At 65.7% G+C, this 13,071-nt stretch carries 11 protein-coding genes; 2 read left to right on the top strand and 9 right to left on the bottom strand.

Annotated elements, in window-relative coordinates; translation table 11 throughout:
• Positions 1 to 3: 3 nt before the first annotated feature.
• The 6 genes from ACZK2R_RS08405 to ACZK2R_RS08380 all read right to left on the bottom strand — a co-directional run bounded on the left by ACZK2R_RS08405 (position 4) and on the right by ACZK2R_RS08380 (position 7,831).
• Positions 4 to 1,425 (bottom strand): efflux transporter outer membrane subunit, encoded by a 1,422-nt coding sequence (locus ACZK2R_RS08405; RefSeq protein WP_032128266.1) that lies wholly within the window; start codon positions 1,423 to 1,425, stop codon positions 4 to 6.
• Positions 1,419 to 2,156: an SDR family oxidoreductase gene (locus ACZK2R_RS08400; RefSeq protein WP_180836695.1), complete on the bottom strand. Its 738-nt coding sequence runs from the start codon at positions 2,154 to 2,156 to the stop codon at positions 1,419 to 1,421. Before ACZK2R_RS08400 ends, ACZK2R_RS08405 begins: the two co-directional genes overlap by 7 nt.
• 64 nt (positions 2,157 to 2,220) lie before the next feature.
• Positions 2,221 to 5,391: an efflux RND transporter permease subunit gene (locus ACZK2R_RS08395; protein ID WP_032128264.1), complete on the bottom strand. Its 3,171-nt coding sequence runs from the start codon at positions 5,389 to 5,391 to the stop codon at positions 2,221 to 2,223.
• A gap of 127 nt (positions 5,392 to 5,518) precedes the next feature.
• The gene (locus ACZK2R_RS08390) at positions 5,519 to 6,745 is read right to left on the bottom strand and encodes an efflux RND transporter periplasmic adaptor subunit (protein WP_032128263.1); all 1,227 of its coding nucleotides are present in this window, start codon (positions 6,743 to 6,745) and stop codon (positions 5,519 to 5,521) included.
• A 91-nt stretch (positions 6,746 to 6,836) separates the two neighbouring features.
• Positions 6,837 to 7,607, bottom strand: coding sequence for an SDR family NAD(P)-dependent oxidoreductase (locus ACZK2R_RS08385; RefSeq protein ID WP_180836694.1), 771 nt, complete (start codon positions 7,605 to 7,607; stop codon positions 6,837 to 6,839).
• Positions 7,604 to 7,831: a hypothetical protein gene (locus tag ACZK2R_RS08380; protein ID WP_032128321.1), complete on the bottom strand. Its 228-nt coding sequence runs from the start codon at positions 7,829 to 7,831 to the stop codon at positions 7,604 to 7,606. The genes ACZK2R_RS08385 and ACZK2R_RS08380 overlap by 4 nt, the downstream gene beginning before the upstream one ends.
• Before the next feature lie 147 nt (positions 7,832 to 7,978).
• Between ACZK2R_RS08380 and ACZK2R_RS08375 the strand changes: the two genes are divergently transcribed.
• Positions 7,979 to 9,010 carry a LysR family transcriptional regulator gene (locus ACZK2R_RS08375; protein ID WP_005409107.1) on the top strand — a complete coding sequence of 344 codons (1,032 nt, stop codon included), beginning with the start codon at positions 7,979 to 7,981 and terminating at the stop codon, positions 9,008 to 9,010.
• A 479-nt stretch (positions 9,011 to 9,489) separates the two neighbouring features.
• Here the strand turns inward: ACZK2R_RS08375 and ACZK2R_RS08370 are convergent, their stop codons facing one another.
• Positions 9,490 to 10,185 (bottom strand): YiaD family glycine zipper/OmpA-like lipoprotein, encoded by a 696-nt coding sequence (locus tag ACZK2R_RS08370; RefSeq protein ID WP_010484399.1) that lies wholly within the window; start codon positions 10,183 to 10,185, stop codon positions 9,490 to 9,492.
• Between the two features lie 139 nt (positions 10,186 to 10,324).
• Entirely contained in the window at positions 10,325 to 11,740 is a 1,416-nt protein-coding gene (locus ACZK2R_RS08365; protein ID WP_125895158.1) for a cryptochrome/photolyase family protein, read from the bottom strand.
• A gap of 108 nt (positions 11,741 to 11,848) precedes the next feature.
• On the opposite strand from ACZK2R_RS08365, the gene ACZK2R_RS08360 reads away from it, so the two are divergent.
• Complete coding sequence (locus ACZK2R_RS08360) at positions 11,849 to 12,433, top strand: SMI1/KNR4 family protein (RefSeq protein WP_180836693.1); 585 nt, start codon at positions 11,849 to 11,851, stop codon at positions 12,431 to 12,433.
• Positions 12,434 to 12,452: 19 nt separating this feature from the next.
• Here the strand turns inward: ACZK2R_RS08360 and ACZK2R_RS08355 are convergent, their stop codons facing one another.
• Positions 12,453 to 13,067 carry an inorganic diphosphatase gene (locus tag ACZK2R_RS08355; RefSeq protein ID WP_180836692.1) on the bottom strand — a complete coding sequence of 205 codons (615 nt, stop codon included), beginning with the start codon at positions 13,065 to 13,067 and terminating at the stop codon, positions 12,453 to 12,455.
• Positions 13,068 to 13,071: the final 4 nt, after the last annotated feature.

Genomic DNA, 13,071 nt, shown 5'->3' with positions numbered 1-13,071 from the left:
CGGTTACTGCACCTGCGCCACACTCGCCGGCTGCGGTGATTGACCCCAACCACCCAGCGCCTTGTACACCCCCACCACGCTGACGTTGACCTCGGACTCGGCCGCGGCCAACGCATCATCGGCTGCCAGCTGCGTACGCTGCGCATCCAGCAGGGTCAGGAAGTCCTCCGAGCCCTCGCGATAGCGGATCTGCGCCAGCGACTCGGCACGGCGTGCCGCCTGCGCCTGCTCGACCACGATCGCCAGCCGCGCCTGCTGCTTGGAATAGCGGGTCAGCGCGTTCTCGGTGTCTTCCAGTGCCAGCAGCACCGTCTGCTCATACTGTGCTGCCACGCCTTCGGCCTCGGCCTTGCTGGCACGCAGGCGTGCACGCACGGTGCCAAAATCGAAGGCCGCCCAGCTCAGCGACGGCGTCAGCGACCAGGCCTTGTTGTTGCCATTGACCAGGCCACTGGCATCGCCACCGAGGAAGCCGACGAAACCGGACAGCGACAGCCGCGGGAACAGATCCGCCGTGGCCACGCCCACCCGCGCGGTAGCGGCAGCAAGACGACGCTCGGCCACGCGCACGTCGGCGCGTTGGCGCAGCAGCTCGCGGGTATCGCCCAGCGGCAGCGCCTTGGCGAATGCCGGCACTTCGTGCGGCGCAAGCATGGCGGTCAGCGTTTCCGGACGCTGGCCCAGCAGAACCGCCAGGCGGTTGCGCGACTGCGTTTCGGCCACTTCCAGCAGCGGAATGTCGGCCTCGATCGCCTTCAGCCGGGCACGACTGCTCTGCACGTCCAGCTCGCTGCCGGCGCCCAGCTCCCAGCGTGCCTCGGTCAGCTTCTGCGTCTCGCGCAGATTGACCAGGGTGTGCTGGGCCACAGCGATGCGCTTCTGTGTGCCGCGCAGCTCGAAGTAGTTGCGTGCCACTTCGGCGGCGATCAGTACCTGTGCGTCGGCCAGGTTGGCCTGCTCGGCATCGAGGTCGGCACGGGCGGCTTCTGCAGCACGGCGCTTGCGGCCGAACAGATCCAGCTCCCAGCCCGCATCGAAGCCGAGCTGGTAGCTTTCACTGAACACCCGCTGCCCACCCAGCTGCGGATCGGGTTGCTTGCGGCGATCGTAACTGCCGCCTGCGGTGACATGCGGCGCCTGGTCGAAGCGGCTTTCGACGAACACCGCGCGGGCCTGGCTGACGCGGGCCACGGCCACGCGCAGGTCCAGGTTGTCCGAAAGTGCGCCGTGAACCAGTTCTTCCAGCACCGGATCATCGAACTGCGCCCACCAGCTCGCCACCGGCGAGGTGGTGCTGAACACCGGCTGCTGCGCCCCCTGCAGCACCACCGGTTCCTGCACCGGGGCCTTGTAGTTCGGGCCGACGCTGACACAGCCTGCCAGCACCAGGCTGGAGACAGCCATCGCCAACGTGCGGATCACCATGGCAGCACCTCACCCAGGTAGGTGAAGCTGCCGTTCGGACCTTCATGGCCGATCAGTGCCATCTGCACGCTGGAGCGCGCGCCTTCGCTGATCTCAATCTCGCCGTGGCCGCCGTTCATATCGGTTTTCACGTAACCCGGATGCACGGTATTGACCTTGATCTGGGTGCTGCGCAGTTCGTGCGCCAGCGCCAGCGTCCAGCTGTTCACCGCTGCCTTGGAGGCGTTGTACGCGGGGATCTTGAAATCGTAGATGCCCGAGGTCGGATCAGCGTGCAGGGTCTGCGAGCCGAGCATGCTCGAAACGTTGACGATCCGCCCGGACTTGGCCTGCCTGACCAGTGGCAGGAAGGCCTGGGTCACCGCAACCAGTGCGTACACGTTGGTGTCGAAAGTGCGCTTCCAGGTATCCAGCGACTGTTCGGACGGCGCCTGTGCCGGGTTCTCGATCATGATGCCGGCGTTGTTGACCAGGATGTCCAGGCGCCCATGGCGCTGGCGTACCTGCTCGACCGCTTCGGCGATGCTGGCGGCATCGGTCACGTCCAGCTGGATGGCTTCCACCGGCAGGCCCTCGGCCTGCAGCTTCAGCGCCTGCTCTACGGCGGTCTCGCGCTTGCGGCCGGCCAGCAGCGTATGCACGCCGGTCTGGGCCAGCTGGCGCACGGTCTCGGCGCCGATGCCGCGGGTGGCGCCGGTGACCAGCGCGATCTTGTTCTGATGAGAGTTCATGGATTCTTGCCTCGTGAGGGGGAAGCCGCCGCCGGCCAGCGACCGGCGGCGACGGGGTTCCATGTCAGTGGTGGATGGTCGGCTCGCCGTGCTGCACCAGCTGGCCACCACCGTTGCGGGTGACGAACTTGCGCAGGGCCACGTAGAACACCGGGGTGAGGAACAGGCCGAACAGGGTCACGCCCAGCATGCCGGCGAACACGGTGATACCGGTCACCGAGCGCACCTCGGCACCTGCACCGTGCGACAGCACCAGCGGTACGGTGCCGGCGATGAACGCGATGGAGGTCATCACGATCGGGCGCAGGCGCAGGCGGCAGGCTTCCAGCGCAGCTTCAACGATACCCTTGCCGCCCATCTCCAGCTCTCTGGCAAATTCGACGATCAGGATCGCGTTCTTGCACGCCAGGCCCATCAGCACCACCAGGCCGACCTGCACGAACACGTTGTTGTCACCACCGGTCAGCCACACGCCGAACAGCGCGGACAGCAGGGTCATCGGCACGATCAGGATCACCGCCAGCGGCAGCGACCAGCTCTCGTACAGCGCGGCCAGCACCAGGAAGGCCAGCATGATCGCCACCGGGAACACGATGAAGGCGGCCTTGCCCTGGGTTGCCTGCTGGTAGCTCAGGTCGGTCCATTCGGTGGTCATGCCCACCGGCAGCACCTTGCCGGCGATCTCGGTCAGCTTGTTCATCGCCTCGGCCGAAGACAGCAGGCGCGGGTCGGCTTCACCGGCCAGATCCGCCGCCGGATAGCCATTGAAGCGCAGCACCGGGTCCGGGCCGAAGGTCTGCTTGATGGTGACCATCGAACCGATCGGCACCATCTCGCCGCGGTCATTGCGGGTACGCAGCTTGCCGATGTCCTCGACCGTTTCGCGGTACGGACCGTCCGCCTGCGCGATGACCTGCCAGGTACGGCCGAACTGGTTGAAGTCGTTGACGTAGGCCGAGCCGAGGTAGGTCTGCAGCGTGTCGAACAGTTCGGTGAGCTGCACGCCCTGTGCCTTGGCCTTGACGCGGTCGACCTCGGCATCCAGCTGCGGCACATTGGCCTGGTAGCTGGAAATCGGGAAGGCCATGCCCGGCGTCTGCGCAACGGTGCCCTGCATTGCCTGTACAGCATTCTGCAGCGCGCCGTAACCCAGGTTGCCACGGTCCTCGATGAACATCTGGTAGCCGTTGCCGTTGCCCAGGCCGAGGATCGGCGGCGGCATCATCGAGAAGGCGAAGCCTTCCTGCAGGCCGGCGATCTTCTGGTTGATCTCGGCGTTGATCTGCGCGGCGGTACGGCCATGGCGCTCGGCGAACGGCTTGAGCGGAATGAACGCTACACCGGTGTTCGGCGTGTTGGTGAACTGCAGCGCGTTCAAACCCGGGAACGAGATGGTGTGGGCCACGCCATCGGTTTCCTGAGCGATCTTGGCGACCTTGCGCAGCATTTCATCGGTACGCGCGATCGACGAACCTTCCGGCAGCTTCACACCGGCAATCAGGTACAGCTTGTCCTGGGTCGGGATGAAGCCCGGCGGCACCAGCTTGAAGATCACACCGGTACCGACCAGCAGGATCGCGTAGACCACGAACACCGCACCACGACGGCCGAGGATGCGGGCCACGCCACGCTCGTATTTCTCCGAACTGGACTTGAAGAAGCGGTTGAACGGACGGAACACCCAGCCGAACAGGCGGTCGATCAAGCGGCTCGGCCCGTCCTTCGGCGCACCATGGGCCTTCAGCAGGCGCGCAGCCAGGGCCGGCGACAGGGTCAGCGAGTTGATTGCCGAGATCACCGTGGAGATGGCGATGGTGACCGCGAACTGCTTGTAGAACTGGCCAGTGACACCCGACAGGAAGGCCATCGGCACGAACACGGCACACAGCACCAGCGCGATCGCGATGATCGGGCCGGATACCTCACGCATGGCCTGGTGGGCCGCGGCGGTGGGCGACAGGCCTTCCTCGATGTTGCGCTCGACGTTCTCCACCACCACGATCGCGTCATCCACCACGATGCCGATCGCCAACACCAGGCCGAACAGGCTCAGCGTGTTGATCGAGAAGCCCAGCAGGTACAGCGCGGCGAAAGTACCGACCACCGACACCGGCACCGCGATCAGCGGAATGATCGACGCACGCCAGGTCTGCAGGAACAGGATCACCACCAGCACCACCAGCGCGATCGCTTCCAGCAGCGTGGAGACCACGGCCTTGATCGAGTCGCGCACGAAGATGGTGGTGTCATACACGGCTTCGTACTTCACGTCGGCCGGCATGGTCTTCTGCATCTCGTCCATCGTCGAGATGACCTGGTCGCGGATCTCCAGTGCATTGGCACCCGGCGACTGGAAGATACCGATACCCACCGCGTTCTTGCCGTCCAGCTGCGAACGCAGGGTGTAGTCACCGGCACCCAGTTCCAGGCGGGCCACATCGGCCAGGCGCACGATCTCGCCATCAACACCGCTCTTGAGCACGATGTCGCCGAATTCCTTTTCAGTCTTCAAGCGGCCCTGGGCATTGATCAGGGTCAGGAACTGGCTGTTCGGCAGCGGTTCGGCGCCGAGCTGGCCGGCCGAGACCTGCACGTTCTGCTCACGCATGGCGCGCACTACGTCACTGGCGGTCAGGCCGCGCGAGGCGACCTTGTCCGGGTCCAGCCAGGCGCGCATGGCGTAGTCACCACCACCGAAGATCTGCGCGTCACCCACGCCCGGAATACGCGCCAGCGCATCCTTGACGTGCAGACGGGCGTAGTTGCGCAGGTACAGGGTGTCGTACTTGCCGTTCGGCGAGGTCAGGTGCACCACCATCAGGAAGGTCGGTGACTGCTTCTGCGTGGTCACGCCCTGCCGGCGCACGTCCTCGGGCAGGCGCGCCTGCGCCTGCGCCACGCGGTTCTGCACCTTCACCGCCGCCGCGTCCGGGTCGGTGCCCGGGCGGAAGGTGACGGTCATCTGCAGCACACCGTCCGAGCCGGCGACCGACTTCAGGTACATCATGCCTTCGACGCCGTTGATGGCCTCTTCAAGCGGGGTGGCGACGGTCTCGGCAATGACCTTGGGGTTGGCGCCCGGATACACCGTGCGCACGACCACCGACGGCGGCACCACTTCCGGGTACTCGCTGATCGGCAGGATTGGAATCGTGATCAGGCCTGCGGCGAAGATCACGATCGACAGCACCGCCGCGAAGATCGGCCTGTCGATGAAGAAACGGGAAAAGTCCATGGAGGAATTCCTGGGAAAGGCGTTCGGCGGGCAACAGCCTCCCCGCCCCTCGCCGAGATGACGAAGGCAGGGAAGGCTGCTGCTGGCGCCGGCAGCTAAGCGGGGACGCGGATCAGGAGACGGCGGATCAGTGGTTCAGCGCGGCGGTGGCATCGCGGCCCGGTGCCGGCGGCGCAGCCTGCGGCTGCATCGCCACGGCCTTGGCCTGCACCGGCATGCCCGGCATGAAGACCTTCTGCACGCCGTCGATGATCACCTTGTCGCCGGCCGCCAGGCCATGCTCGACAATACGCAGGCCGTCGGCGGTGCGGCCGAGCTGGATGTCACGGCGCTGGGCCTTGCCATCCTTGTCGACCACGTACACGTACTTGCGATCCTGGTCGGTCAGAACAGCCTTCTCGTCGATCAGCAGGGCCTGGAACTGGCCGCTGCCGAGCAACTGCACGCGGGCGAACAGGCCCGGCGTGAACTGGCGATCGGCGTTGTCCAGCAGCGCGCGGACGCGGATGGTGCCGGTGCTGCGTGCCACCTGGTTGTCGAGGAAGTCGACCTTGCCCGAATGCGGGTAACCCTCTTCGCCGGACAGGCCGACCTTCACCGGCAGATCGCTGTCACGCTCGCTCGGGCGTTCACCCTTGCGTGCCATCTGTGCATAGCGAAGGAAAGTGCTTTCATCGGCATCGAAGTAGACGAACACGGTGTCCAGCGAGACCAGCGTGGTCAGCACGCTGGCGCTGTCGCCGGCGGTGACCAGGTTGCCGGCGGTGACCATCGCGCGGCCGGCACGGCCGTCGATCGGCGCACGCACCTTGGTGAACTCCAGGTTGAGGCGGGCCGCATCCAGCGCAGCCTGGGCCGCCTGTACGGCGGCACCGGACTGGTCAGCCGCAGCGCGACGCTGCTCGGCCGTCTCGGTGGAAATGGCCTGCTGCTCGGACAAGCGCTTGGCACGCTCGGATTCACTGCGGGCCAGCGTGGCCTGGGTGCGGGCGCGGGCCAGTTCGGCAGCGGCGCGATCGTACTCGGCCTGGTAACTGCGCGCGTCGATGGTGAAGAGCACTTCGCCCTTCTTCACTTCCTGGCCTTCGACGTAGTTGACCTTGTCGATGTAGCCGGACACGCGCGGGCGCAGTTCAACGCTCTGTACCGCTTCGACGCGGCCGCTGAACTCGTCCCACTGGCTGACCTGCTTGACCAGCACCGGTGCAGCACTGACCTGCGGCGGCGGCGGTGCACCGGCTTCTTCGGCGTGGCCGCCGCTGCAGGCCGCCAGCACGGCTGCGGCGAGGATCGACACGCCAACCATCGCGATGCGATGGCCGAAACGATGTGGGGTGGAATTGGGGGAAGTCATGGCATGCATCCGTACGGAGGGGTGGTACAGCTAGATGAGAACGTGTTGCAAAAACAGGCGGCGTATCCTGCGACCTCAACCATGGTCGAGGTCAAGCGACGCCTGCGGTATCGCGCCACAGGGGAAGAACGTCCAGGTGCAGCAGGCCGCGCGGCAGTTCGGCATCACTGCTGTCGCAGCGGACGATGGCGCGGTTGTCGCGGCAGCCGTCGAGCAGGGAGACCACGCGACGGCCGACCAGCAGTGAGCTGGGCCACTCGATGCAGGCATTGGCCGCGTTGGCCGGCGTACACACCGGGCTGCAGACTTCCAGCATCTGCGCGCGCACGCCCAATGCCTGGGCTTCCTGGTGCACCACCTGCGCGTACATACGCAGCGCCGCAGTGGTGATCGAGGTTTCGCCATAGCCCGCCCATGGCTTGGCATTGGCCGGGCTGCCGATCATCACGTAGCGACGCGCATGCACGTTGTCCTGCAGCAGCGGCAGCAGATGACGCACTGCGTGCACGTGCGGCATCAGATCGGCCTGCATCGCGCCCAGCAGTTCATCGCCGTTGCGGTCAGTCACCCGGCCGCGACGGTAAGGGCCGCCCATTGCGGCGATCACTGCCGCCAGCGGACGCGGGCGCTGCGCGATGCGTTCGGCCAGTGCGCTCGCCGAGCCGTCATCGCTGAGCGAACCCAGCAGCGTCTCCAGGCCAGGCTCATCAGCGAACTGCGAATGCAGCCCCGCCAGCCGGCCCGGGTCGCGACCGACCACCAGCACCGGGCTGCCGGCTTCCAGCAGTGCGCCAACCACGCCCTGGCCGACGGCACCGGTGCCGCCGAGGACCAGGACTTCGGGCGTCAGCATCCCATTCACGGGACATTTCCTCCCAAATCCGGGATAGTCCCGATTCGACGCAGCCGGTCGCCCTTGTGCGGGGCCAGGCGGATGGCACCGCCACGCTGCTGACGCATCGGCGCGGTAAACTCACGGAAGTCCTTGTGTACCAAGGAACTCGGGCGGACTTCAACGGTCATTGCCAGGTCCAGGGTGCTCTGGCCGGCGTTCCGGAGACGGGCAAGAATGTTGCGCAGGCTCATGGCGGACGGGCTCCAAATAACGAATGGCGCCACGATAGACCTCAAACCTTTACTTGATTAGTCCTGATTAAGGGGAATAATCATCCCGCTCCCGGTCCAATCGTTCTGTCACGATTGTCCCATCCCCGACGTCCAGGATCCCAGACCATGTCCCACGATCTCAACGAGACGCTGATCTTCGTCAAAGTGGTCGAGCAAGGCAGTTTCATTGCCGCTGCCAAATCGCTCGGCCTGCCCAAGACCACGGTCAGTCGCAAAGTGCAGGAGCTGGAAACGCGCCTGGGTGCGCGCCTTCTGCACCGGACCACCCGCCGCCTCGGCCTGACCGAAGCGGGTTCGATCTACCACGAACATTGCCAGCGCATCGCGCGCGAACTGGAAGAAGCTGAGAGCGCGGTGAGCCAGCTCCAGTCCGGTCCGCGCGGCTGGCTGCGCTTCACTGTGCCTTACTCGATCGGCATCACCTGGATTGCACCGCTGCTGGGCCAGTTCCATGCGCAGTATCCAGAGATCCGCTTGGACATGCACATGGGCAACGAGAAGCTGGACCTGATTGCAGGTGAGGCGGACCTGGCCCTGCGCGTGGGTGCCCTGCCCGATTCCAACCTGGTGGCTCGCAAGCTGGGCAGCCTGCGCACGCAGGTGTTCGCCAGCCCGGCCTACATCGAACGCTATGGTGAGCCGCTGCATCCGGAAGAGCTGCAGTTCCATCGCATCCTGGCGATGCGCAAGCCGTACCACACCGGCAACTCGCCGCGCTTCACCTGGCAGCTGGGCGAGAACGGCGGCGAGCTGCGCGACTTCCCTGTTACCCCGCTGATGACCGCCAACGACATGTCTGCGTTGAATGGTGCATTGGTGTGCGGCGAAGGCCTGCTGCTGACCGGGGACGTGATGGCCAAGCCGTTCGTTGAGTCGGGCATGGTGCGCCGCGTGCTGGCTGGCTGGACCGGGCCGGAAGTGGACTTCAACGCCGTGTTCGCCGGTGGCCGCCTGGTCTCGCCGAAGGTGCGTGCATTCGTCGACTTCCTGGTCGAGAAGCTCAACTTCGACGCCAATTACATGCTGGCGCAGTGCCCGGGCGCGAAGCTGGCGCAGCAGCAGAAGGAAAAGGAAGACGCGGCGCTGGAAAGCAGCGGCAAGCGGATTCTGGAGAAGGTGGCCGCTTCGGCCGCATGACCGGAAGCATCCACGCATGGCGTGGATCTACCGGCATTCCGTAGAGTCGAGCTTGCTCGACTGCTCTTGCGCTTCAGTCGAGCAAGCTCGACTCTACGGGCGCTATCAGTGTGCCGAGCAAGCTCGGCACCTACAGAAAATGCCGCCTGCAAGGGCGGCATTTTCGTTCCGGCTACGTGGCTTTCGGTAGATGCCGACCTTGGTCGGCGCCGTTTGGAAAAGCCGCGACCGGAAGCGCTATCGGTGTGCCGAGCAAGCTCGGCACCTACAGAAAATGCCGCCTGCAAGGGCGGCATTCTCGTTCCGGCTACGTGGCTTTCGGTAGATGCCGACCTTGGTCGGCGCCGTTTGGAGAAACCGCAACCGGGAGCGCTATCGGCGTGCCGAGCAACGCTCGGCACCCACAAAAATGCCGCCTGCAAGGGCGGCATTTTCGTTCCGGCCAATAGCCGGACCGGCTCAAGCAATAACGCGTAGCGTTATTGCTTGAGCGGAATCACGCGGATTTCGACGCGGCGGTTCTTGGCGCGGCCGGCATCGGTGCTGTTGTCGGCAATCGGGTACGACTTGCCGGCGCCCAGGGTTTCGATGCGCACGCTCTGCACGCCCTGGCCGATCAGGTACTGCGCGACCGAGTCGGCACGTTCCTTCGACAGGCGGTTGTTGACCGCGTCACTGCCGATGCTGTCGGTATGGCCGACCACTTCGATCATGGTCTGGTTGTAGTCACGCAGGGTGCCTGCCACGCCATTGAGCGAGCCGTAGAACTGCGGCTTCAGGGTCGACTTGCCGAAGTCGAAGGTGATGCCGTCCGGCAGGTTCAGCATGATGTTGTCGCCCTGGCGCTGCACATCAATGCCGGTGTTGGCAGTGCGCTCGCGCAGTGCGCGTTCCTGGCGATCCTGGTACTGGCCTACCGCGGCGCCGCTGAGCGCGCCGATACCGGCGCCGATCAGCGCATGCTGACGACGCTCCGTGGCGCTGTCACCGGTCAGCAGGCCGGCGGCTACGCCGATGGCGGTGCCGATCAGCGCGTTGCGGCCGGTGCGGTTCTGCTGCTCGGTCGGGTTGCCGTACTGGTCACTCTGTACGTAGGAGCCGCCGGTGGCGCAGGCCGACAGGACGGCCGCACTCATCAGGGCCAGTGCGACGTTGCGGGTGGTATTGCGGATCATGAGGTTCTCCTTGGTTTCCGGTCGGCCGGCGGCCTGCGGGCGCAAAGAGAATAAACAGCCCGATGCGATGCCGGAATGATGATCGGGCACGTCGACAGGGCCGCGTTCAGCTAACTGACCGGATCGCTCGGCCCGCACTTTACCCCGCTCCCGACTGCCGATAGGCAGCCAGCGCGGCATCGCGGCCAACCGCCAGATCCACCAGCGGCGTGCGCGGATAGCCCGGGGCATGTGCCGCCAGCAGCAACGGATGCTGCCACGGCGCGAAGCGCGCTTTCACCGGCAGCGCCCCCAGTTCGGGCACCCAGCGGCTGATGTAGCGGGCCTGGGGGTCGAACTTCTCGGCCTGGGTCACGGGGTTGAACACGCGGAAGTAAGGTGCGGCATCGGCACCGGTCCCGGCCACCCACTGCCAGCCCATCGTGTTGTTGGCCAGGTCGGCATCGACCAGGGTGTCCCAGAACCAGCGCGCGCCATGCAGCCAGTGCGCGCGCAGGTGCTTGCACAGATAGCTGGCCACGATCATCCGCACCCGGTTGTGCATGTAACCGGTGTGCCACAGCTCGCGCAGGCCTGCATCGACGATCGGCACGCCGGTGTTGCCGCGCTGCCAGTCGTGCAGCTGCGCGGCACTCGGTGTGGCCCACGGGAAACGGTCAAAGCGCGGGTTGAGGTTGTCGGTCGGCGTCTTCGGGAAGTGATGCAGCAGGTGGTAGGCGAAGTCACGCCAGCCCAGTTGGCGAAGGTAGCCGTCGATGTCGGCGTCGGTGTCGGCACTGCGCAGCCCTTCCAGCGCATGGGCAATCCGCCAGGGTGCGATTTCGCCGAAATGCAGGTGCGGCGACAGTCGCGAGGTGCCCACGCGATCTGGCAGGTCACGCTGCTCGCGGTAGCCGCGCAGCGCACCGTCCTCGAACACGGACAGCGCTTCCAGCGCACCGGCTTCACCCGGCTGCCAGTGCTCCCAGAAGCCGGTATCCCAGTCCAGCGTCGGTGCCAACTGGAGATCATCCAATGCCAGGCTGTCGACCGCGTGCGTCGCCAATGCTTCCGGTGCGGCCTGCAGCGCGGGCAGGCGCCAATGACTGAGTACATTGCGCCAGTACGGCGTGAATACCTTGTAGGGCTGGCCCTGCTGGGTGGCGATGTCCCACGGCTCGAACAGCAGGCTGCCATTGCAGCTCTGTGCGTCGATGCCCTGCTCGCGCAACGTGCGCTTGATGGTGGCGTCGCGTGGCTGGGTGGCCGGTTCGTACTTGCGGTTCCAGTACACCGCCCCGGCGCCGGTCTGCTCGATCAGCAACTGCAGGGCCGGCAGGCTGTCACCACTGCGCAGCACCAGCGACGAACCGCGCACGCGCAGGTCGGCGTCCAACGCGGCCAGTGAACGGTGGCGCCACGCATCGGAGGCGGCACCCGGCACCCACTCACCCTCTTCGTGGGGCGCATGGATGTAGATCGGCACCACGTCGTGACCGGCATCCAGCGCGGCCTGCAGGGCCGGATTTTCCTGCAGCCGCAGATCACGGCGGAACCATACCAACGCTACCGACACAGACACCGCCTTCGTTGTTGAAGGCGGACATGATAGCCAGCGGCGGTGAAGGCGCTGCACGCAGACGCCGTCTGCTAGGCTGCTGGGCCGCTCCTCGTTGGACCCGCCATGGATGATCTGTACTCCTCATTCGCCCGCTTCGGGCTGCTGCGGGCCCAGCACGAAGGTGACTGGCAGGGACCGTTCCCGTTACCACCGGTGCTGGCGTGCTTCTACGCGCAGGTGGGACCGCTGGGTCATGAGATCAATGCGAAGGTGGGCAACTCCGGAATCACCATTCCGGGCCTCGAAGTCTGGATACCGCCGCTGCGACGCGTGTGGAGTCACCAGGCCGGCTATCGCTGGCATGGCATCAGCGGCGATCCGATCGACAACTGGCCATCGAACTGGCTGGTGATTGCCGATCGCGGCGCTGATCCGTTCATCCTCGACCTGGATGACGGCCGTGTGCTGTTCAGTCACCACGGTGCGGGCCTGCTGGATGCCGGCGAGATCACTGCCGATGTGCCGACCTTGATGGCGGCTCTGGCTGCTGCAGGCACGGTGTACCTCGATGCCGGCGATGACCTCTACAACGACGATGACGATGGCGGCATCCGTCCTGAACACCAGGAGGCAGCCGTACAGGCGGTGGCCCGGGTACTGGGCGACCGCCTGCAGGCCGAGTCGTTCATCGGGACGTTGCTGGACTGAATCCACGCATGTCGTGGATCTACTTCTCGAAACGCTGCATCGCCTCGCTGATCAGTACCCGCGCCTCGGCGGCGTTGCCCCAGCCATTGAGCTGCACCGGGTTGCGACCGGCCGGCAGGTCCTTGTAGACCCGGAAGAACGCCTCGATGCGCTGACGCTCGACCTCCGGCAGATCCTTCAGGTCGCGGATGCTGGCGTAGGTCGGGTCGACCTTATCGGTCGGCACGCCGATGATCTTCTCGTCGTGCTCACCGCCATCGATCATCTTCAGATAGCCGATCGGCCGGAAGCGCACGATCACGCCCGGATGCAGCGGATCACGGGTCAGCACCAGCGCGTCCAGCGGATCGTTGTCACCGGCCAGGGTGCGCGGCATCGAACCGTAGTTGGCCGGATAGGCCACCGGCATCGACTGGAAGCGGTCCACGTGGACCAGGCCGTCTTCCTTGATCTCGTACTTGGTGAAGCTGCCGGCCGGAATCTCCACCGCCAGATTCACCTCCTGCGGGGCCTGCTTCGGCTGGGCGACCAGGAACGGATGCAGCACGGTATCGGCGGCCGTCACCGCACTGGCCAGCAACAGCAGGGCGGCGCCGATGGCAGCGAGAGGAAGGATGCGTCGGAGCGTGGTCATATGC

The sequence above is a fragment of the Stenotrophomonas sp. 96582_Sma genome, assembly GCF_056480905.1.
Note: the sequence above shows the minus strand (reverse complement) of the source record. Positions and strands in the feature narration are given on the sequence as shown.

Coding starts and splice junctions, on each gene's coding strand:
- ACZK2R_RS08405 (WP_032128266.1), bottom strand. CDS start 1,425: ATGGTGATCCGCACGTTGGCGATGGCTGTCTCCAGCCTGGTGCTGGCA.
- ACZK2R_RS08400 (WP_180836695.1), bottom strand. CDS start 2,156: ATGAACTCTCATCAGAACAAGATCGCGCTGGTCACCGGCGCCACCCGC.
- ACZK2R_RS08395 (WP_032128264.1), bottom strand. CDS start 5,391: ATGGACTTTTCCCGTTTCTTCATCGACAGGCCGATCTTCGCGGCGGTG.
- ACZK2R_RS08390 (WP_032128263.1), bottom strand. CDS start 6,745: ATGACTTCCCCCAATTCCACCCCACATCGTTTCGGCCATCGCATCGCG.
- ACZK2R_RS08380 (WP_032128321.1), bottom strand. CDS start 7,831: ATGAGCCTGCGCAACATTCTTGCCCGTCTCCGGAACGCCGGCCAGAGC.
- ACZK2R_RS08375 (WP_005409107.1), top strand. CDS start 7,979: ATGTCCCACGATCTCAACGAGACGCTGATCTTCGTCAAAGTGGTCGAG.
- ACZK2R_RS08370 (WP_010484399.1), bottom strand. CDS start 10,185: ATGATCCGCAATACCACCCGCAACGTCGCACTGGCCCTGATGAGTGCG.
- ACZK2R_RS08360 (WP_180836693.1), top strand. CDS start 11,849: ATGGATGATCTGTACTCCTCATTCGCCCGCTTCGGGCTGCTGCGGGCC.
- ACZK2R_RS08355 (WP_180836692.1), bottom strand. CDS start 13,067: ATGACCACGCTCCGACGCATCCTTCCTCTCGCTGCCATCGGCGCCGCC.